This window comes from Rhodococcus sp. P14 (genome assembly GCF_000256505.1).
Taxonomy (GTDB): Bacteria; Actinomycetota; Actinomycetes; order Mycobacteriales; family Mycobacteriaceae; genus Rhodococcus; species Rhodococcus ruber.
This window is the reverse complement of sequence record NZ_AJFC01000306.1, coordinates 43,201-61,174: the sequence shown is the minus strand read 5'-3', so window position 1 is coordinate 61,174 and position 17,974 is coordinate 43,201. Positions and strand designations below refer to the sequence as shown.

Sequence of the window (17,974 nt, the reverse complement as noted above, 5' to 3'; positions counted from 1 at the left end):
CAACCGTTCCAGCCTACCCACACCACCCGCCGGGAACAAACCCGACGCACTCGGTGGGATCGGCAACGGCCCAGAACCCTACCAGAAGATTCCGAACCGAACAATCAGGCGCCTGCGTCCAACCTCGTTGTCCCGAGCCCCTGCGGGCCGGGTCGGTGTCCGTGTCGCTCTGACCTGCAATAAGTTACGGGACGAATAACTGGACGCCAAATCCTCTGGTCAAGCTCGTAGGCGGTGCCGTTTCCCCTGGTAGCAGACCGTCTCCGGCACCTTCGCCGCGTTGCCCGTTCCCAGTGATGCGCGGCACACTCGACTCCGGAGGCGGATCTCGCTCAACGTGATGTATGAAACACCTTGGCGCACAACTACTTTCGAGGCAACGAGATCAGGATTCGGAGTTCACCCGTTCGATGACGCCCCCGAGTTCCTCGATGATCTCCACGAACCTCGGGTAGCCGCGATCGATGTGGTACACGTCGTGCACCTCGGTCACGCCGTCGGCGCACAGCCCGGCCAGGACCAATCCGGCGCCGGCCCGGATGTCCGACGACCACACGGGCGCGCTCGACAGCTCCTCGACTCCGCGGACCACGGCGTGATGTCCGTCGGTGCGAGCGTCGGCCCCGAGGCGGATCATCTCCTCGACGAACCGGAACCGCGCCTCGAAGACATTCTCCGTGATCATCGACGTTCCGTCGGCGACTGCCGCGAGACCGATCGCCATGGGCTGGAGGTCGGTGGGGAATCCCGGATACGGCAGGGTCGCGAAGTTGATCGCTCGGGGACGGTCGTGCTGGACGACCCGGAAGCCGTCGACTTCGGGGGTCACCTCCGCACCGGCGGCACGGAGCTTGTCGAGCACGAGGCTCAGGTGCTTCGGGTTGACGCCCCGCACGCGCACGTCGCCACGCGTCATCGCCGCCGCGATCCCCCATGTCGCCGCGACGATGCGATCTCCGATGACACGGTGGGTGGTGGGTTCGAGACGTGGAACGCCCGTGATCGTCAGTGTCGAGGTGCCGGCACCGGAGATGCGGGCCCCCATCTGAACGAGCATGTTGCACAGGTCCACGATCTCCGGCTCGCGGGCCGCGTTGTCGATCGTGGTCTCGCCGTTCGCCAGGACGGCGGCCATCAGGATGTTCTCGGTGGCCCCGACCGACGGAAAGGCCAGCCGGATCGCGTTGCCGTGCAGGGCGTCGGCCTCGGCCACCACGCAGCCGTGCTCGATGGTGCTGTGCGCCCCCAGCAGTCGGAGCCCCGTCTGGTGCATGTCGAGGGGGCGTGAACCGATGGCGTCACCGCCCGGCAGCGCGACGACGGCTTTCCGGCACCGGGCCACCAACGGCCCGAGGACACACACCGACGCCCGGAACTGCCGGACGGCGGCGAAATCGGCCTGATACTTCGGCTGCGCGGGAGTCGTGATGCGCGCCTCGTCGCCCTCGAGCTCGACGTCGCATCCGAGCCCGCGCAGGACCTCGGCCATCAGCGGGACGTCGAGAATGTCGGGGCAGTTGGTGATGACGCTCGTCCCCTCCGCCAACAGAGCGGCCGCCATCAGCTTGAGCACGCTGTTCTTGGCGCCCCCGACGACAACCTCACCGACAAGCCGGTTACCACCGGAGACAAGAAAGCGATCACTCACAACGCCACAGCCTATCGACCACACTGCGGGAATACGGGAGCGGTACCGTGACCTGCATGGCTGTCCATCTCACACGGATCTACACCCGCACCGGCGACGACGGTACGACGGGCCTCAGCGACTTCTCCCGGGTGTCGAAGAACGACCCGAGACTGGTCGCGTACGCGGACTGCGACGAGACGAACGCGGCACTCGGGGTGGCGCTCGCGTCGGCCGAGGTACCGGAGCGGATGGCGCCTGTCCTGCGCCAGATCCAGAACGACCTGTTCGACGCCGGAGCGGACCTGTCGACGCCGGTGGTACCGGAGCCGAAGTACCCGCCGCTGCGGATCACCCAGGCGTACATCGATCGGCTTGAACGCTGGTGCGACGAGTTCAACGAGGGTCTGGCGCCGCTCGATTCCTTCATTCTTCCCGGCGGTACCGTCCTGGCGGCCCAGCTGCACACGGCGCGGACGGTGGCACGGCGGGCGGAGCGCTCGGCGTGGGCGGCGGTGGCCGCTCACCCGGACGATACGAATGTGCTGCCGGCGAAGTACCTCAACCGGCTGTCGGATCTGCTCTTCATCCTCGGCCGGGTCGCGAACCCGGGCGGGGATGTGCTCTGGAAGCCGGGCGCGGGCGCGTGAAGAACGGTCGGCCGGGCGTCAGTTCGGCCGACCGCGCACGGACCGGTCCGACGGACGGGATTCGATCCAGGACAGGAAGGCGGTCAGCGCGCCGCTGTCGAGTGCAATCTCGAAACTGCTTGCGCCATCCTGGACTTCGAGGATCACGATGTCCTCGGTCATGATGTCGTACTCGCTGCCCTCGGGCGCTCGACGATTGCGTACCTCGACGCCCTGCCGGGCCAGCCGCGAGTCCGGACCCGGACGCAGGCTCGAGAGCTTGTAGAAGACGAGCGTGCGCTCGCCGTAACGGATGACGCCGTGCCGCCACCCGGCGCCGGCGCCGTTGGGCAGCCGGCGCAGTATCGCTGCGGTACCCCCGCCCCGCAGGGTGAGGAGGCGATACAGAAAAGCCGCGACGGCAACCGCGAGCAGTATCACCAGAACGATGAGAACAATCATTCCAACTGACACTGCTCGTCGGCTCCGTCGCGGCTTGTCGTATCCGTCAGGCCCGCTCGACGGCCCGGAGTCGGCCCCGGGCTGCCGCGATCTCGGCCTCGTCCTGGCTGTCGCTCAGCACGGCGCGCGCGGACTCGACGTCGATGTTCTCCGTCAGCTCCGCAGCCTCCGCGAGGATCGTCACCGTCGTGGCGGTCACCGAGAGGAAACCGCCGTGCACGGCCGCGACGACCCGATCGCCGTCGGCGGTGGTGATGGAGACGACACCGCCTTCCACGAGCTGGCCGAGGACCGGCTCGTGGCCCGGCATGACACCGATCTCGCCCTCGGTCGTCTGGGCGCTGACCAGCCGAGCGGTGCCCGACCAGAGGCGCTCCTCGACGGCAACGAGGTCCACGGTCATTTCAGCCATCGCGGACTACTTCCCGGCGATCTTCTTGGCAGCGGCCTCGACGTCGTCGAGTCCACCGCAGCTGTTGAACGCCTGCTCGGGCAGGTGGTCGAACTCACCCTTGGTGACGCGGTCGAACGCCTCGATGGTGTCACGCAGCGGCACCACGGAGCCGGGCTCGCCGGTGAACTTCTCGGCGACGATGAAGTTCTGGCCGAGGAACTTCTGGATACGACGGGCGCGGCCGACGAGGACCTTGTCCTCCTCGGAGAGCTCGTCCATGCCGAGGATGGCGATGATGTCCTGCAGCTCCTTGTACTTCTGCAGGATCCGCTTGACCTCGTTGGCGACCCGGAAGTGCTCGGCACCGACGATGCCGGGCTCGAGGATGCGCGAGGTCGACGTCAGCGGGTCCACAGCGGGGTAGATACCCATCTGCGAGATCGGACGCGAGAGCTCGGTGGTCGCATCGAGGTGCGCGAACGTCGTGGCCGGCGCCGGGTCGGTGTAGTCGTCGGCGGGCACGTAGATCGCCTGCAGCGAGGTGATCGAACGACCACGGGTCGAGGTGATGCGCTCCTGGAGCTCACCCATCTCGTCCGCGAGGGTCGGCTGGTAACCCACGGCCGACGGCATGCGGCCGAGCAGCGTCGAGACCTCGGAGCCGGCCTGGGTGAAGCGGAAGATGTTGTCGATGAACAGCAGCACGTCCTGGCCCTGGACATCGCGGAAGTACTCCGCCATGGTCAGCGCGGACAGGGCGACGCGCATACGCGTTCCCGGCGGCTCGTCCATCTGGCCGAAGACGAGGGCGGTGTCCTGGAGGACGCCCATCTCCTCCATCTCGAGGTGGAGGTCGGTGCCCTCACGGGTGCGCTCGCCGACGCCGGCGAACACCGACGTGCCGGAGAACTCACGCGCGATACGGGTGATCATCTCCTGGATCAGAACGGTCTTGCCGACGCCGGCACCACCGAACAGACCGATCTTGCCGCCCTTGACGTACGGGGTCAGCAGGTCGATGACCTTGATGCCGGTCTCGAGGATCTCGGTCTTGCCCTCGAGCTGGTCGAAGGCCGGCGGCTTGCGGTGGATGCCCCACTGCTCGCCGTCGCGTCCGGTGCCCGGGGCGTCCAGGCAGTCACCGAGGGCGTTGAACACGTGGCCCTTGACGACGTCGCCGACCGGCACCGAGATCGGGCGGCCCGTGTCGACGACCGTGGTGCCGCGCACCAGGCCGTCGGTGGGCTGCATGGAGATCGTGCGCACCAGGTTGTCACCCAGGTGCTGCGCGACCTCGAAGGTCAGGGTCTTCGCCACGGACGGCAGAGTGACCTCTGCGTGCAGGGCGTTGAACAGATCGGGAACGGCACCACGCGGGAACTCGACGTCCACGACGGGCCCGATGACCCGAACGACGCGGCCGGCAGTGGCCGAGGCCGCCCCCGCCCCGTAGTTATCGGTTGCTGCTGCGGTCATGTGCTTAGTCACTTCCTGCACTCGAGGCGAGCGCGTTGGCACCGCCGACGATCTCGCTGATTTCCTGGGTGATCTGGGCCTGGCGGGCCTGGTTGGCCTGACGGCTGAGGGTGTTCACCAGTTCCGTGGCGTTGTCGGTGGCCGCCTTCATGGCGGTACGCCGTGCGGCCGACTCCGACGCCGCGGCATCGAGCAGCGACGCGAAGATGCGGGTGCTGATGTACTTCGGCAGCAGGGCCGCGAGCAGCGTCGAGGCCTCCGGCTCGAAGTTGTAGCCGGGCCGCGGACCGCCGTTGCTGCCGACGTGCCGGCCGTCGGTGAGCATGTCCTCACCGAGGTCGATCTCGTCCTCGGTGACGGTCACCTCGAGCGGCGCCATGCGGCGCACCTCGGGGCTCTGGGTCAGCATCGAGACGAAGCGGGTGTAGACGATGTGCAGTTCGTCGACGCCCTCGATCGTGCCCTCACCGTTCGGCGCGGGAACCTCGTTGCCGGAGCCCGCCATGAACAGCTCCACCAGGTGACGGCTCGCCTTGGCCGCATCGGTGTAGCGCGGCTCCTGGGAGAACCCGGTCCACGCCCCCGCGACCGGCCGGCCGCGGAAGGTGTAGTAGCTCAGGCCCTTGGCACCGAGCACGTAGAGCACCGGCTCCTTGCCCTCGCTGACCAGCAGCTGACGCAGCTCCTCGGCCTCCTTGAGGACGTTGGCGTTGTAGCCACCGGCCATACCGCGGTCGCTGGTGACGACCAGGACCGCAGCACGCCTCGGGTTGGGCCGCTCGTTGAGCAGGGGGTGATCCAGCGACGCGGACGCACTCGCCAGCTCGGAGAGCACCTTGGTGATCTCCTCGGCGTACGGCTTGGACGCTGCCACTCGGGCCTGAGCCTTCGTGATCCGCGACGTCGCGATCAGCTCCTGCGCCTTGGTGATCTTCTTGGTCGAGTTGACCGACTTGATCCGCGAGCGGAGCTCGCGCAGGCTTGCCATTCGTCGATCACACTCCCTTCACAGGACGCTGGGTCATGGTCTCCACGCTCACTTGCGAACAGTGGTGCGCTTGACGGAAACCTGCTCCTGCTCGACCTCGTCGGCGCCCAGGGCCTCGGCCTCGGCCTCGTTCACGACGCGGGTTCCGTCGGAGGCGATGAAGCCCTCCTTGAACTTGTTGGTCGCGGCGAGCAGCGCGGAGGCGGACTCGTCGGTCAGCGCCTTGCCGCCGGCGATCTGCTCGTAGACACCCGACGCGCTGTGGCGCAGGTCCTCGAGCAGCTCGGTCTCGAAGCGGCGCACGTCACCGACGGGCACCGAGTCGTAGACACCCTGACCGGCGAGGTAGATCGACACGATCTGGTCCTCGACGGCGACCGGGGCGTACTGGTCCTGCTTGAGGAGCTCGACCAGACGCTGGCCGCGCTCGAGCTGCGCCTTCGACGCCGCGTCGAGGTCGGAGGCGAAGGCGGCGAACGCTTCGAGCTCGCGGAACTGCGCAAGCTCGAGACGCAGCGAGCCGGAGACCTTCTTCATGCCCTTGGTCTGCGCGGCGCCACCGACTCGGGAAACCGAGATACCGACGTTGATGGCGGGACGGATGCCCTTGTTGAACAGGTCGGACTCGAGGAAGACCTGGCCGTCGGTGATGGAGATGACGTTGGTCGGAATGTAGGCCGAGACGTCGTTGGCCTTGGTCTCGATGATCGGCAGGGCGGTCAGAGAACCGCCGCCGAGCTCGTCGGACAGCTTGGCCGAGCGCTCCAGCAGACGCGAGTGCAGGTAGAACACGTCGCCCGGGTAGGCCTCACGTCCCGGCGGGCGGCGCAGCAGCAGGGAGATGGCGCGGTACGCCTCGGCCTGCTTGGTGAGGTCGTCGAACACGATGAGCACGTGCTTGCCCTGGTACATCCAGTGCTGGCCGATGGCCGAACCGGTGTAGGGGGCGAGCCACTTGAAGCCGGCGGAGTCGGACGCGGGGGCCGCGACGATGGTGGTGTACTCCATCGCGCCGTGCTCCTCGAGGGCAGCCTTGACGCCCGCGATGGTGGAGCCCTTCTGGCCGATCGCGACGTAGATGCAGCGGACCTGCTGCTTCGGGTCGCCGGTGGCCCAGTTGGCCTTCTGGTTCAGGATCGCGTCGACGCAGACGGCGGTCTTGCCCGTCTTGCGGTCACCGATGACCAGCTGGCGCTGGCCGCGGCCGATCGGGGTCATCGCGTCGATGGCCTTGATGCCGGTCTGCAGCGGCTCCTCGACCGGCTGGCGCTGCAGCACGGTCGCGGCCTGCAGCTCCAGGGCCCGGTTCTCGGTCGCCTCGATGTCGCCGAGGCCGTCGATCGGCTGACCCAGGGGGTTCACGACGCGGCCGAGGTAGCCGTCGCCGACCGGCACCGACAGAACGTCGCCGGTCCGCTTGACTTCCTGGCCCTCTTCGAGGTCCTGGTAGTCGCCGAGGATGACAGCACCGATCTCGGTGGCGTCGAGGTTCAGGGCCACGCCCAGCACACCGCCGGGGAACTCCAGCAGCTCGTTGGCCATCGCCGACGGCAGACCGCTGATGTGCGCGATGCCGTCACTGGTGTCGGCGACCACGCCGACCTCCTCGCGGGAGGCCTCCGGGGAGTAGCTCGCGGTGTAGTTGTCGATCGCGCTACGGATCTCGTCGGAGGAGATCGTCAGCTCCGCCATGTTCTTCCTGCTCTCGGTATCTGGTCTTCGAAAAGATCGCAATGTGTGTGTGTTCGGTAGTGGACTACGTGAGGCTCTTGCGCACTGCGGCGAGTCGACCCGCGGCGGTGCCGTCGATGACCTCGTCGCCCACCCGGACGACCAATCCACTGAGAAGCTCGGGAACCACCTCGACGTGCACCGTGACCGGCTTGCCGTACGTTCTGGTCAGGATACCGGTGAGCCGTTCGGTCTGCGCCGCGCTGAGGGGTGCCGCACTGCGCACATGGGCGACGGCGCGGTCCCGCTGGGTGGCGGCGAGGTTCGACAGTTCGTCGAACGCATCGGCCGGGGCCTTGCTCTTCAGCCGTCCGACGGCCTGCACGGCCAGGGCCTCGGTGATCGCGGTGGACTTGCCGTAGAGCAACCGCGAGAGGAACTCGCGCTTGGCCGCCAGCGGCTTGGTGCGATCGGAGAGGGCCTGCTCGAGCTCGGCGTTGCCGGCCACGATGCGACCGAGCCGGAACAGCTCGTCCTCGACGGTGTCGAGCTGGTTCTGGTCGGCCGCTGCCGTCAGGAGGGCTTCGCGACCCAGCTGAACGAGGGAGTTGGTCAGGTCGGACTGGGTCGACCAGTCCTGCCCTGCCGCCGCCTTCAGGGTCGCGAGGGTGACGGGCGAGACCTTGCTCCCGAAGACCCGCTCGGCCAGCGCCTGCCGGCCGGCTGCCGGGGCCGAGGCGTCGGCCAGCGCACTCCGCAGGGTGCGCTGATCGTCGAGCACCTCGACCACCGAGAACAGCTCGGAGCCGGCCTGCGCCGCAGCTGCAGTTGCGGCACCCGCGGCAGCGGATGCGGTGCTCGACGCCAACGCGCCCTGCAGCGCGGAACGCGTCTGAGCGAGTGCCTCACGGCTTGCTGCGTACATGGTGCTCACTTTCGGGATGCAGAGTCAGCGCTGAGGGAGTCGAGCTCGCTGAGGAAGCGGTCGATCGAGCCGGCACGCTTGACGTCGTCGGAGAGGGACTCCCCGATGACCTTCTCGGCCAGATCCACGGCGGTGCGGCCGAGATCACCGCGCAGCTCGGTCACGATCTGCTGGCGCTGGGCCTGCAGCTGGTTGTGACCGGCGGCGACGATGCGGTCGCTCTCCTCCTGGGCCTGAGCCTTCATGTCCGCGATGATCTGCTGGCCCTGGGCGCGGGCCTCCTCACGGATCTGCGCCGCCTCGGTGCGGGCCTCGGCGAGCTGCGCGCGGTACTGCTCGAGCGCGGCCTTTGCCTCGGCCTGAGCTTCCTCGGCCTTCTTGATGCCGCCTTCGATCAGCTCCGAACGCTCGTCGAGCACCTTCTGGAACAGCGGAAGCACGTACTTCCAGAAGACGAGCCCGACGATGATCAGGGCGACCAGCGACCAGACGATGTCGTACGTCGCGGGAAGCAGAGGATTCTGGTCCTCTGCCTCCGCCGCGAGCAACAGGATGCTGTCAGCCATGGTCGTCAGATCAGAAGATGAAGCCGGCGACGATACCGATCAGCGCCAGGGCCTCGGTGAACGCGATACCGAGGAACATGGTGGTGCGCAGCTGGCCGGCCATCTCGGGCTGGCGGGCCATGCCCTCGATCGCCTTGCCGACGACGATGCCGATGCCGATGCCGGGGCCGATGGCCGCGAGGCCGTAGCCGACCGCACCGAGACCGCTGATGGTGCTCTCCGTCTGGGCGAGGACGTCAACTGCCTGAAGCGCAACGCTCATTGGTGTTCCATTCCCTTTCTTGTGGCTCGGCCCCGGGGATCGGCAACCGAGTCAGTCTGTGTGTTGTGTGGGTAGTGCCGGTCGGCGTGCTAGTGCTCTTCGGCGTGCAGCGCGAGGTCGATGTACACCGCAGTCAACAGCGCGAAGATGTACGCCTGCAGGACGATCACCAGCAGCTCGAAGAAGGTGAACGCGATGCCACCGATCAGCGAGCCGATACCGAAGATCTTCATCGCGCCGTCGGCGCTGAAGAAGAAGAACTGGGTTGCGCTGAAGAACAGCACCAGCATGATGTGGCCGGCCAGCATGTTCGCCATGAGACGGATGGTGAGCGTGAACGGGCGCAGCAGGAACGTCGAGATGAACTCGATCGGGATGACCAGCACGTGCAGCGCGGGCGGCAGGTTCGGCACGACGATGCTGCTCTTGACGTAGCGGAAGAACCCGTACTTCTTGATGCCCACGTAGTTGAAGACGACGTAGGCGAGCGCGGCCAGGACGATCGGCATGCCGATACGCGCGTTCGACGAGATGTTCAGGAACGGGATGACCGACGTCAGGTTGAGACCGACCACGAGGAAGAAGATGGTCACGAGAACCGGAAGGAATCGGCGGCCCTGCTGCTTGCCGAGGATGTCCTCGGCGATGTTGATCCGCACGAAGTCGATCATGATCTCGGCGACGTTCTGCACACCGCGGGGCACGATCTTCGGGCTGCGCATCGCGAGCGCGAAGAACAGCGCCACGAGCACGGCCACGACGACGCGGATGAGCATCAGGCGGTCCATTTCGAAGGGGGTGCCTTCGAACAGAACTGCTGGGGGGAAGAAATCGGCTAGTGACGGCGCGTGGAATTCTCCGGCAGCCAAGGTGGTGACGCTCAGCGCTCTCTCCCGTAGTCGGCCGCAGGCATTGCCGTCTGCGGTTCGATCGGACATTGACGATCCAACAAGTCGACCAGGTCGGCTCGCGTATTCGCCAGCTGCTGTCGGCTCCCGATCGGGGCCAGCGTCTGTCGGTGTCGGCGACTCTCGTCGACTCGGCGGCCATTCGAACACGACCGCCTGCGAGGACACAACCGCACTCGACTCCTCGGGAATCGCAGGCAGTCGCACTCGCTTGGGACGACCTTATCAACACTTCTACGACGTTGTGTAGGCGGGTGCCCGTACCGCGAGGTCATTGACAACGACGGTACTACCGTTCGTCGTTGTTCCCCTGCTCAGCGCTACCGGCAGGCTCCACGTAGAGCGCGCGCTGCGACAGCACGCCGTAGGTCTCGGCGCCCAGGACGACGAGCAGCGCGAAGACGATCGTGAGCACGAGCACGCCCTTGTCGTAGAAGTCGAGCGGCCTGAGCAGCATCATCACCACGATCGCGAGGATCAGCTTGAGCAGCCAGGTGCCCAGCAGCACCGCACCCGCCGTCGTCGCCGGAAGACGGGCGGTGAGCAGCACGCCGAGCGCGGTGAAGAGGATGAAGCCGCCGCCCACGGCAGCGCCGATCAGCGCACCCCACACGCCCGGCAGACCGGCGACGAGGCCACCGATCACGGTGGCGACGACCGTCAGCACGATGAGCCCGAGCACGCCGTACCGGACGGCGGCGCGCATCGGCGCGGAGGAATCGGGCAGGGCGGGCAAGGGCTGATCCGGGGAGGTCACGGGAGTCAAGCCTAACGGACCCGTCCCCGGCGCCGGCGTCGCCGGGGACGGCCGGCGTCGTCGTGACGCAGCGACGGCACCGCCGTGACGACCAGCGCGAACACCAGTCCACCCGCCATGAGCAGTACGACGGCCCGCCGGTCGAGCAGCGAGGAACCGACGGCCCCGAACGCAAGCACCCCGACCCACAGGTAGATCAACAGCACCACCCGGCGGTGCGAGTGCCCGATCTGCAGCAGTCGATGGTGCAGGTGCATCTTGTCCGGGCTGAACGGGCTGACCCCGGCCCGGGTGCGCCGGACGACCGCCAGCAGCAGGTCGAGGATGGGGATGAACATGACCGCCCCCACGAGGATCAGCGGGGAGAGCAGGCCGAGCAGGTCGCGGGTGCCGTAGGCCGCCAAGGGGATGCGTCCCGACGCGCTCGTCGAGATCGCCGCCAGCATCAGGCCGATCAGCATCGATCCGGAGTCGCCCATGAAGATCCGGGCCGGCTGGAAGTTGTGCGGCAGGAAGCCGAGGCAGGCTCCCGCGAGGGCCGCGGCGATCAGGGCGGGCGGATACGCCCCCACATCCCCGCCCTGATCGTGCAGCAGCCCGACGGAGAACACACAGATCGCGACGGCCGCGATCAGCCCGAGACCGGCCGCGAGACCGTCGAGACCGTCGACGAAGTTCATCGCGTTGATCATCACCACCGCAACCAGGACGGTGAACAGTCCCGCCTGCAGCTGGTCGAGGATGAGGGTGCTGCCACCGAAGGGCTCGTAGATGACGATCCAGCTCACGCCCATGACGACGAGCACGCCCGCCGCCGTGACCTGCCCGACGAACTTGGTCAGCGCGTCGAGTCCCCAACGGTCGTCGATGATCCCGACGATCACGATGATGGTGCCCGAGACCAGCGCCGCTCCCATGTCGGGGGTGTACTCGAAACCTCGGGTCAGGGCGGGCAGTTGCTGGGCGAACAGCAGGCCCGCCACCAAGCCGAAGTACATTCCGACGCCGCCCAGCCGCGGTGTCGGCTGCACATGCACGTCCCGGTCCCGGGGCACCGCGACGGCGCCGAACCGGATCGCGGCGATCCGCACGGCCCCCGTCGAGAGGAAGGTGACGACCGCGGCGGTGAGGAGCACGAGCAGCAGCTCGCGGATGGGCACGCCGGCGCCGCGGCCCGATTGGGCCAGCACCAGGGATGCCGTGTCGGCGACAGTCACTTCGTCCGGTCCCCGCCGTCACTCCCCGCCGGTACGCAGCTGCGCCGGATCCTCGCCCAGCACCTCCGCGATGTCCTCGACCGCCACGGCCCCCTCGCGCAGCACGCGCGGACGATCGGCGGTCAGGTCGACGATGGTGGAGGCGACGGCGTGTTCGGCCGGGCCGCCGTCGAGGTACACGCTGGCCGATCCGCCGAGCTGGGCGCGCGCCTCGTCCACCGTGGTGGCCGGCGGCCGGCCGGAGACGTTCGCGCTCGACACCGCCAGGGGGCCCACCTCGCGCAGCAGCTCGAGCACCACGGGGTGCAATGGCATGCGCAGCATCACGGTGCCGCGCGTATCCCCCAGGTCCCACGCGAGCGAGGGAGCTTGGTGCACAACAAGACTCAGACCGCCGGGCCAGAACGCGCGGATCAGTTCCCGCGCCTGCGGGCGGACGGTGTTCACCAGGCCGTCGATCGTGTTCCACGACCCGACGAGCACCGGCACCGGCATGTCCCGGCCCCGGCCCTTGGCACGCAGCAGGCCGGTCACCGCATCGCTGTCGAAGGCATCCGCCGCGAGCCCGTACACCGTGTCGGTGGGGACGACGACGAGCCTGCCGGCCTTCAGCGCGCCCTTGGCGGCCGTCAGGCCGGCGGCCCGGGAATCGGGGCTGTTGCAGTCGTAGACGGTGCTCACGGGTTCATCCTTCCACTGCGGCGAACGAGTCCGGCATCACACACCGGACTCCCCCTGCGCTCGGGCACGTCGCGCCTCCACGTCGGTCGGGACCCGGCGGGCGACGACGAACCGCGGCCGCCCCGCCAGATCCGGGTGCTCGGTCACCTCACCGAACACGCGGCGCTGCGCGAACAGCTCCGCGACCAGGGGCCCGTTGGTGTCGTCGTGCTCGATGCCGACCGCACCGCCGATGCGCAGCCACCGGGCGATGTTCGCGACCATCGGTTTGATCACCGACAGCCCGTCCGGGCCGCCGAACAGCGCCGAGTGCGGATCGTGCTCGATCACCTCGGGCGGGAGGTCGGTGCCCTCGGGGATGTAGGGCGGGTTCGACACCACGACGTCGACCCGGCCCTCGAGGGCGGTGAGCAGGTTGCGGTCCGTCACGTCTCCCTGATGCAGGAGGATCGGCGTGTCTCCTGCCGCCGCGCAGCGTTCCGCGTTCCGCCGCGCCCATGCGAGGGCATGGGGCTCGAGTTCGACCGCGTGCACGATCGCGTCGGGCCGGGCGTGCGCGATCGCCAGCGCGAGGGCGCCCGAGCCGGTGCACAGGTCGAGCACGACCGGCGGATTCTCCTGCAGGCCCTCGAGGTGCGCCAGGGCCCAGGCCAGCAGTAGTTCGGTTTCGGGTCGCGGGACGAAGACGCCGGGACCCACCTCGATGTCGATCTCCCCCATTCCCGTGCTGCCGGTGATGTACTGCAACGGGATCCGCTTGGCGCGCTGCGCGATCATCGCCCGGTACGCGTCGACCATGGCCGGGTCGACGAGCGGCACGAGCCCGAGACGGGTGCGCTCGATGCCGAGCAGGTGCGCGGCGAGCAGTTCGGCGTCCACACGCGGACTGGGGACACCGGCTTCCTCGAGCACCGACACCGCTTCGAGGATCGCCAGGCGCAGGGGTTGACGAGTCACGGCGTACAGACTGCCATGCCGGTCACGCGACGGAAACGGACAGGTCACTCATCGGGTCGGTGTACGGCATGATCGGAATCGTCCGATTCGGACCAGGACTACGGAACTACGGAGAGGATCTTCCTGTGACGAAGTCGAAATTCACGGTTCGGGCAGCGTCCGTCGTCGCATTCGGTGCCGCCGGCGCCCTCGCGGCGCCCGGACTCGCGTCCGCGTCGCCGATCGACGTCCAACCCACCCCGCTGCTCTGCAGCTACGTCGCGCCGGTCCACAGCGTGACCGAGACGGACAGCGAGGCCCTCGAGGAGGGTCAGCTGTTCTTCGCGGTCGGCGAGCAGAAGGCGCAGAACGGGCAGCTCAACTGGGTCAACACGGCCACCTGGCAGACCGGGGGCGCCTCGTTGACCGCGTCGCCGCAGAGCAGCGAGGTTCCGGTCGCGCTCCTGAACACGGGGCCCGGCACGGTCGTGTCCGCCGTGTGGGGACCGCACCGGAACGCGAAGGGTGAGAACTGCTTCCTGCTTCCCGGCATCGACATCTCGCAGGTGCCCGGGGACGACGACCCGGGTGACGAGCCCGGCGAGCCCGCTCCGTAACGGACCGGTACCCGGCTCACGCGTCATTCCGCCGTGAGCCGGGCCTCCCGGTCGGCCGTGCCCAGTGCATCGAGCAGGGCGTCCATGTCGCCGTCGAGCACCGCGTCGAGGTTGTGGGCCTTGAAGCCGATGCGGTGATCGGTGATCCGGTTCTCGGGGAAGTTGTAGGTGCGGATGCGTTCGGAGCGGTCCACCGTGCGCACCTGGCTGGCCCGTCCCGCAGACGCCTCCGCCTCGGCGGCCTCCTCCGCCGCCGCCTGCAGCCGCGCGGCGAGGACCTGCATCGCCCGCGCCTTGTTCTGCAGCTGGGACCGCTCGTTCTGGCAGGTGACGACGATGCCCGTGGGCAGGTGCGTGATGCGCACCGCCGAGTCGGTGGTGTTGACGCCCTGACCGCCCTTGCCGGAGGAGCGGTACACGTCGATGCGCAGATCCGACTCGTCGATCTGGACTTGCTCCACCTCGTCCGGCTCGGGATAGATGAACACGCCGGCCGCGGAGGTGTGCACGCGGCCCTGGGACTCGGTGACGGGGACGCGCTGGACACGATGCACCCCGCCCTCGAACTTCAGGCGGGACCAGACACCGTCACGCACATCGCTCTTCGACTTGATCGACAGCGTCGCGTCCTTGTAGCCGCCGAGATCGGAGATGGTCGCGCCGAGGACCTCCACGCGCCAGCCGGCGCGTTCCGCGTACCGGATGTACATGCGGGCGAGGTCGGCGGCGAACAGCGCGGATTCCTCCCCGCCCTCCCCCGACTTGACCTCGAGCACGACGTCGTCCCCGTCGTGCGGGTCGCGGGGGGCGAGCAGGTCGGTGAGGGCCTTGTCGAGCTCGCCGACGCGTTCTTCGAGAGCCGGCACCTCGGCGGCGAACGCGGCGTCGTCCGCGGCCAGTTCCCGCGCGGCCTCGAGATCGTCGCGCGCGGCCCGCAGCTTGGTGTAGGTGGCCATGACGGGAGCGAGCTCGGCGAACCGCTTGCCGACCCTGCGCGCCGCCGCCGGGTCGTTGTGCAGCGCCGGGTCGGACAGCTGCTGCTCGAGTCCGGCGTGTTCGGCCAGGATGTCGTCGATGGCCGACGGCTTGGTCTGCCCCGCCATGTGATTCGCTCCACTCGTCCGTCGTGGCGGCCCGTGCCGCGCACGGATCCGGAGAAAAAAAGCCGACGCCCGGCCTGTGACTGAGACAGAACCGGGCGTCGGCGAGACAGCTACTGGTCGGCAGCGGCCTTCTTGGAGGCGCGCTTGCCGTAGCGAGCCTCGAAGCGGGCGACGCGTCCGCCGGTGTCGAGGATCTTCTGCTTGCCCGTGTAGAACGGGTGGCACTGCGAGCAGACCTCGACGGTGATCCGTCCCGACTCCGCGGTGCTGCGCGTCTCGAACGTGTTCCCGCAACCGCAGACGACGGTGGTCGTCCCGTAGTTGGGGTGGATTCCTGCCTTCATGGTGTCCCTTTCGTGGCCGCCGGGTCGCCTCCGCGGATCGAAGACGTGAACCGGGACCGGACTGAGCTGTTCGATTATGCCAAACGCAGGCCCGGGACGAGAAATTCCGTCCCGGGCATGCGCCGCCGCGGCCGCGGCGATCAGTCGTCGAGTGCTCCCGGCGCCGTCTTCGACACCTGCAGGAGGAACTCGATGTTGCTCTTGCTCTTCTTGAGCCGGTCGATGAGCAGATCGATGGCCTGGTGCGAGTCCAGGCCGGAGAGCACGCGGCGCAGCTTGTGCACCACCGCGAACTCGTCGGGGCTCATCAGCAGCTCGTCCTTGCGCGTGCCGGAGGGGTTGACGTCCACCGCCGGGAACACGCGTCGCTCGGCGATCTTGCGATCGAGCTTGAGCTCGGCGTTGCCGGTGCCCTTGAACTCCTCGAAGATCACCGTGTCGCCCGTCGAACCCGTCTCCACCATGGCCGTGGCGATGATGGTGAGCGAGCCGCCGTTCTCGATGTTGCGAGCCGCGCCCAGGAACCGCTTCGGCGGGTACAGGGCGGTCGAGTCGACACCACCGGAGAGGATGCGGCCCGACGCCGGCGACGAGTTGTTGTACGCGCGGCCGAGGCGGGTGATCGAGTCGAGCAGGACGACGACGTCGCGGCCCTGCTCGACGAGCCGCTTGGCACGCTCGATGGCCAGCTCGGCGACGGACGTGTGGTCCGACGGCGGCCGGTCGAAGGTCGAGGCGATGACCTCGCCCTTGACCGAACGCTGCATGTCGGTGACCTCTTCGGGCCGCTCGTCCACCAGCACGACCATCAGGTAGCACTCGGGATTGTTGGTCGTGATCGCGTTCGCGATGTCCTGCATCACCGTCGTCTTGCCGGCCTTCGGCGGCGAGACGATCAGGGCACGCTGGCCCTTGCCGATCGGCATGATCAGGTCGATCACGCGGGTGGTGAGGATGTTCGGGGTGGTCTCGAGCCGCAGCCGCTGGTTCGGGTACAGCGGGGTGAGCTTGTTGAACTCCGGGCGGCGCTTGGCGGCCTCGACGTCGCCGCCGTTGACCGTGTCGAGCCGGACCAGCGGGTTGAACTTCTGCCGCTGGTTGCCCTGCTCCCCCTCACGCGGCACGCGGACCGCGCCGGTGATGGCGTCGCCGCGGCGCAGGCCGTTCTTGCGCACCATGTTCATCGAGACGTACACGTCGTTGGGACCGGCCAGGTACCCGGAGGTCCGGACGAACGCGTAGTTGTCCAGGACGTCGAGGATTCCGGCGACCGGCTGCAGGACGTCGTCCTCGCGGATCTCGGGCTCGCGGGTGTCCCCGCCGGCCTCGCCGCGGTCGCGTCCGCGACGACGCTCCCGGAAGCGCCGGCCGCGGCGTCCGCGGCCGTCCTCGTCGTCGTCGCCACCCCGGCCGTCGCGGCCGTCCTGACGGGGACCCTGACCACGGTCCTCGCGGCGGCGTTCGCCCTGGTCACGCTGGCCGTCGCGCTGGTCACGCTGGCCGTCGCGCTGGTCACGCTGGCCGTCGCGCTGGTCACGCTGGCCGTCGCGCTGGTCACGCTGGCCGTCGCGCTGGTCACGCTGGCCGTCGCGCTGGTCACGCTGGCCGTCGCGCTGGTCACGCTGGCCGTCGCGCTGGTCACGCTGGCCGTCGCGCTGGTCACGCTGGCCGTCGCGCTGGTCACGCTGGCCGTCGCGCTGGTCACGCTGGCCGTCGCGCTGGTCACGCTGGCCGTCGCGCTGGTCACGCTGGCCGTCGCGCTGGTCACGCTGGCCGTCGCGCTGGTCACGCTGGCCGTCGCGCTGGTCACGCTGGCCGTCGCGCTGGTCACGCTGGCCGTCGCGCTGGTCACGCTGGCCGTCGCGCTGGTCACGCTGGCCGTCGCGCTGGTCACGCTGGCCGTCGCGCTGACCGCGCTCGCGGCGACCGCCGTCGGACGGTTCGGCCTTCTCCTCGGTCTTCTCCTCGGCGCGCGGCTTCTCGTCGGCTCGTGCCTCGGCGGCGTCCTTGGGTGCCTCGGTGGTGGCCGTCTCGGCGGCCTGGTCGCCACCTCGGCGACCGCGACGCTGACGACCCCGGCGGCCACCCTCGGCCTCGCCCTCGGCGGGCTGTTCCGCCGCGGCAGGCCGTTCGGGCGACGTCGTCGCAGCGGGCTGCGCCTGCGCCGACTCGGCGGCGGGGGCGGCAGTGTCCGCAGAGGCGGCGGTGTCGGCGCCGGCCGCGTCCTGGGCGGCACCACGGGCGCGACGAGTCCGGGCGGTCCGGGCGGGCTGTTCCGGCGCAGGAGCCGGCTCGGCGGCTCCGCCGCTCTGCCGCTCCTTGATCGCGGCGATGAGATCGCCCTTACGCATCCCGGAGGTTCCCTTGATGCCGAGTTCGGCCGCGAGGGTCCGCAGCTCGGCCAGCACCAT

At 68.7% G+C, this 17,974-nt stretch carries 19 protein-coding genes; 2 read left to right on the top strand and 17 right to left on the bottom strand.

What is annotated here, in order from left to right; all coding sequences use genetic code 11:
- Positions 1–385 precede the first annotated feature (385 nt).
- On the bottom strand, positions 386–1,648 hold the full coding sequence (gene murA, locus OEY_RS0121800) for a UDP-N-acetylglucosamine 1-carboxyvinyltransferase (RefSeq protein WP_010595889.1): 1,263 nt from the start codon (positions 1,646–1,648) through the stop codon (positions 386–388).
- Positions 1,649–1,704: 56 nt separating this feature from the next.
- Between murA and OEY_RS0121795 the strand changes: the two genes are divergently transcribed.
- Positions 1,705–2,277, top strand: a complete 573-nt coding sequence (locus tag OEY_RS0121795; protein ID WP_010595888.1) for a cob(I)yrinic acid a,c-diamide adenosyltransferase — start codon at positions 1,705–1,707, stop codon at positions 2,275–2,277.
- A gap of 18 nt (positions 2,278–2,295) precedes the next feature.
- On the opposite strand, the gene OEY_RS0121790 is transcribed toward OEY_RS0121795, so the two are convergent.
- The 13 genes from OEY_RS0121790 to prmC form a co-directional block, all read right to left on the bottom strand.
- On the bottom strand, positions 2,296–2,718 hold the full coding sequence (locus OEY_RS0121790) for a DUF2550 domain-containing protein (RefSeq protein ID WP_010595887.1): 423 nt from the start codon (positions 2,716–2,718) through the stop codon (positions 2,296–2,298).
- A 46-nt stretch (positions 2,719–2,764) separates the two neighbouring features.
- A complete protein-coding gene (locus OEY_RS0121785) occupies positions 2,765–3,130 on the bottom strand; it encodes a F0F1 ATP synthase subunit epsilon (RefSeq protein WP_026138061.1) in 366 nt (121 codons plus the stop codon).
- Positions 3,131–3,136: 6 nt separating this feature from the next.
- Positions 3,137–4,588 carry a F0F1 ATP synthase subunit beta gene (atpD, locus tag OEY_RS0121780; RefSeq protein WP_010595885.1) on the bottom strand — a complete coding sequence of 484 codons (1,452 nt, stop codon included), beginning with the start codon at positions 4,586–4,588 and terminating at the stop codon, positions 3,137–3,139.
- A 4-nt stretch (positions 4,589–4,592) separates the two neighbouring features.
- A complete protein-coding gene (locus tag OEY_RS0121775; RefSeq protein WP_010595884.1) occupies positions 4,593–5,576 on the bottom strand; it encodes a F0F1 ATP synthase subunit gamma in 984 nt (327 codons plus the stop codon).
- 48 nt (positions 5,577–5,624) lie between these two features.
- On the bottom strand, positions 5,625–7,268 hold the full coding sequence (atpA, locus tag OEY_RS0121770) for a F0F1 ATP synthase subunit alpha (protein WP_010595883.1): 1,644 nt from the start codon (positions 7,266–7,268) through the stop codon (positions 5,625–5,627).
- Positions 7,269–7,332: 64 nt separating this feature from the next.
- Positions 7,333–8,172 (bottom strand): F0F1 ATP synthase subunit delta, encoded by an 840-nt coding sequence (locus OEY_RS0121765; protein ID WP_010595882.1) that lies wholly within the window; start codon positions 8,170–8,172, stop codon positions 7,333–7,335.
- Positions 8,173–8,177: 5 nt separating this feature from the next.
- Positions 8,178–8,738, bottom strand: coding sequence for a F0F1 ATP synthase subunit B (locus OEY_RS0121760; RefSeq protein ID WP_006944352.1), 561 nt, complete (start codon positions 8,736–8,738; stop codon positions 8,178–8,180).
- A gap of 10 nt (positions 8,739–8,748) precedes the next feature.
- Complete coding sequence (locus tag OEY_RS0121755; protein ID WP_003935756.1) at positions 8,749–9,000, bottom strand: ATP synthase F0 subunit C; 252 nt, start codon at positions 8,998–9,000, stop codon at positions 8,749–8,751.
- Positions 9,001–9,089: 89 nt separating this feature from the next.
- Positions 9,090–9,938, bottom strand: a complete 849-nt coding sequence (gene atpB / locus OEY_RS0121750; protein WP_172603547.1) for a F0F1 ATP synthase subunit A — start codon at positions 9,936–9,938, stop codon at positions 9,090–9,092.
- Between the two features lie 259 nt (positions 9,939–10,197).
- Positions 10,198–10,614 carry a hypothetical protein gene (locus OEY_RS0121745; protein ID WP_010595881.1) on the bottom strand — a complete coding sequence of 139 codons (417 nt, stop codon included), beginning with the start codon at positions 10,612–10,614 and terminating at the stop codon, positions 10,198–10,200.
- Between the two features lie 62 nt (positions 10,615–10,676).
- A complete protein-coding gene (locus OEY_RS0121740) occupies positions 10,677–11,882 on the bottom strand; it encodes an MraY family glycosyltransferase (protein WP_010595880.1) in 1,206 nt (401 codons plus the stop codon).
- Positions 11,883–11,900: 18 nt separating this feature from the next.
- Complete coding sequence (locus OEY_RS0121735) at positions 11,901–12,563, bottom strand: L-threonylcarbamoyladenylate synthase (RefSeq protein ID WP_010595879.1); 663 nt, start codon at positions 12,561–12,563, stop codon at positions 11,901–11,903.
- 36 nt (positions 12,564–12,599) lie between these two features.
- Entirely contained in the window at positions 12,600–13,520 is a 921-nt protein-coding gene (gene prmC, locus OEY_RS0121730) for a peptide chain release factor N(5)-glutamine methyltransferase (RefSeq protein WP_026138059.1), read from the bottom strand.
- A 125-nt stretch (positions 13,521–13,645) separates the two neighbouring features.
- On the opposite strand from prmC, the gene OEY_RS0121725 reads away from it, so the two are divergent.
- Positions 13,646–14,116: a hypothetical protein gene (locus OEY_RS0121725; RefSeq protein WP_010595877.1), complete on the top strand. Its 471-nt coding sequence runs from the start codon at positions 13,646–13,648 to the stop codon at positions 14,114–14,116.
- Between the two features lie 23 nt (positions 14,117–14,139).
- On the opposite strand, the gene prfA is transcribed toward OEY_RS0121725, so the two are convergent.
- The 3 genes from prfA to rho form a co-directional block, all read right to left on the bottom strand.
- Entirely contained in the window at positions 14,140–15,219 is a 1,080-nt protein-coding gene (gene prfA, locus OEY_RS0121720) for a peptide chain release factor 1 (protein ID WP_010595876.1), read from the bottom strand.
- Between the two features lie 110 nt (positions 15,220–15,329).
- Positions 15,330–15,563 carry a 50S ribosomal protein L31 gene (rpmE, locus tag OEY_RS0121715; protein WP_010595875.1) on the bottom strand — a complete coding sequence of 78 codons (234 nt, stop codon included), beginning with the start codon at positions 15,561–15,563 and terminating at the stop codon, positions 15,330–15,332.
- A 140-nt stretch (positions 15,564–15,703) separates the two neighbouring features.
- Entirely contained in the window at positions 15,704–17,974 is a 2,271-nt protein-coding gene (rho, locus tag OEY_RS0121710) for a transcription termination factor Rho (protein WP_010595874.1), read from the bottom strand.

What these genes read in the sequence shown, in the direction of transcription:
- rho (WP_010595874.1), bottom strand. Translation starts at nt 17,974, where the DNA reads ATGGTGCTGGCCGAGCTGCGGACCCTCGCGGCCGAACTCGGCATCAAG.
- prfA (WP_010595876.1), bottom strand. Translation starts at nt 15,219, where the DNA reads ATGGCGGGGCAGACCAAGCCGTCGGCCATCGACGACATCCTGGCCGAA.
- OEY_RS0121745 (WP_010595881.1), bottom strand. Translation starts at nt 10,614, where the DNA reads ATGCGCGCCGCCGTCCGGTACGGCGTGCTCGGGCTCATCGTGCTGACG.
- atpB (WP_172603547.1), bottom strand. Translation starts at nt 9,938, where the DNA reads ATGTCCGATCGAACCGCAGACGGCAATGCCTGCGGCCGACTACGGGAG.
- OEY_RS0121785 (WP_026138061.1), bottom strand. Translation starts at nt 3,130, where the DNA reads ATGGCTGAAATGACCGTGGACCTCGTTGCCGTCGAGGAGCGCCTCTGG.
- OEY_RS0121760 (WP_006944352.1), bottom strand. Translation starts at nt 8,738, where the DNA reads ATGGCTGACAGCATCCTGTTGCTCGCGGCGGAGGCAGAGGACCAGAAT.
- atpA (WP_010595883.1), bottom strand. Translation starts at nt 7,268, where the DNA reads ATGGCGGAGCTGACGATCTCCTCCGACGAGATCCGTAGCGCGATCGAC.
- OEY_RS0121755 (WP_003935756.1), bottom strand. Translation starts at nt 9,000, where the DNA reads ATGAGCGTTGCGCTTCAGGCAGTTGACGTCCTCGCCCAGACGGAGAGC.
- OEY_RS0121795 (WP_010595888.1), top strand. Translation starts at nt 1,705, where the DNA reads ATGGCTGTCCATCTCACACGGATCTACACCCGCACCGGCGACGACGGT.
- OEY_RS0121765 (WP_010595882.1), bottom strand. Translation starts at nt 8,172, where the DNA reads ATGTACGCAGCAAGCCGTGAGGCACTCGCTCAGACGCGTTCCGCGCTG.
- atpD (WP_010595885.1), bottom strand. Translation starts at nt 4,588, where the DNA reads ATGACCGCAGCAGCAACCGATAACTACGGGGCGGGGGCGGCCTCGGCC.
- OEY_RS0121790 (WP_010595887.1), bottom strand. Translation starts at nt 2,718, where the DNA reads ATGATTGTTCTCATCGTTCTGGTGATACTGCTCGCGGTTGCCGTCGCG.
- rpmE (WP_010595875.1), bottom strand. Translation starts at nt 15,563, where the DNA reads ATGAAGGCAGGAATCCACCCCAACTACGGGACGACCACCGTCGTCTGC.
- OEY_RS0121775 (WP_010595884.1), bottom strand. Translation starts at nt 5,576, where the DNA reads ATGGCAAGCCTGCGCGAGCTCCGCTCGCGGATCAAGTCGGTCAACTCG.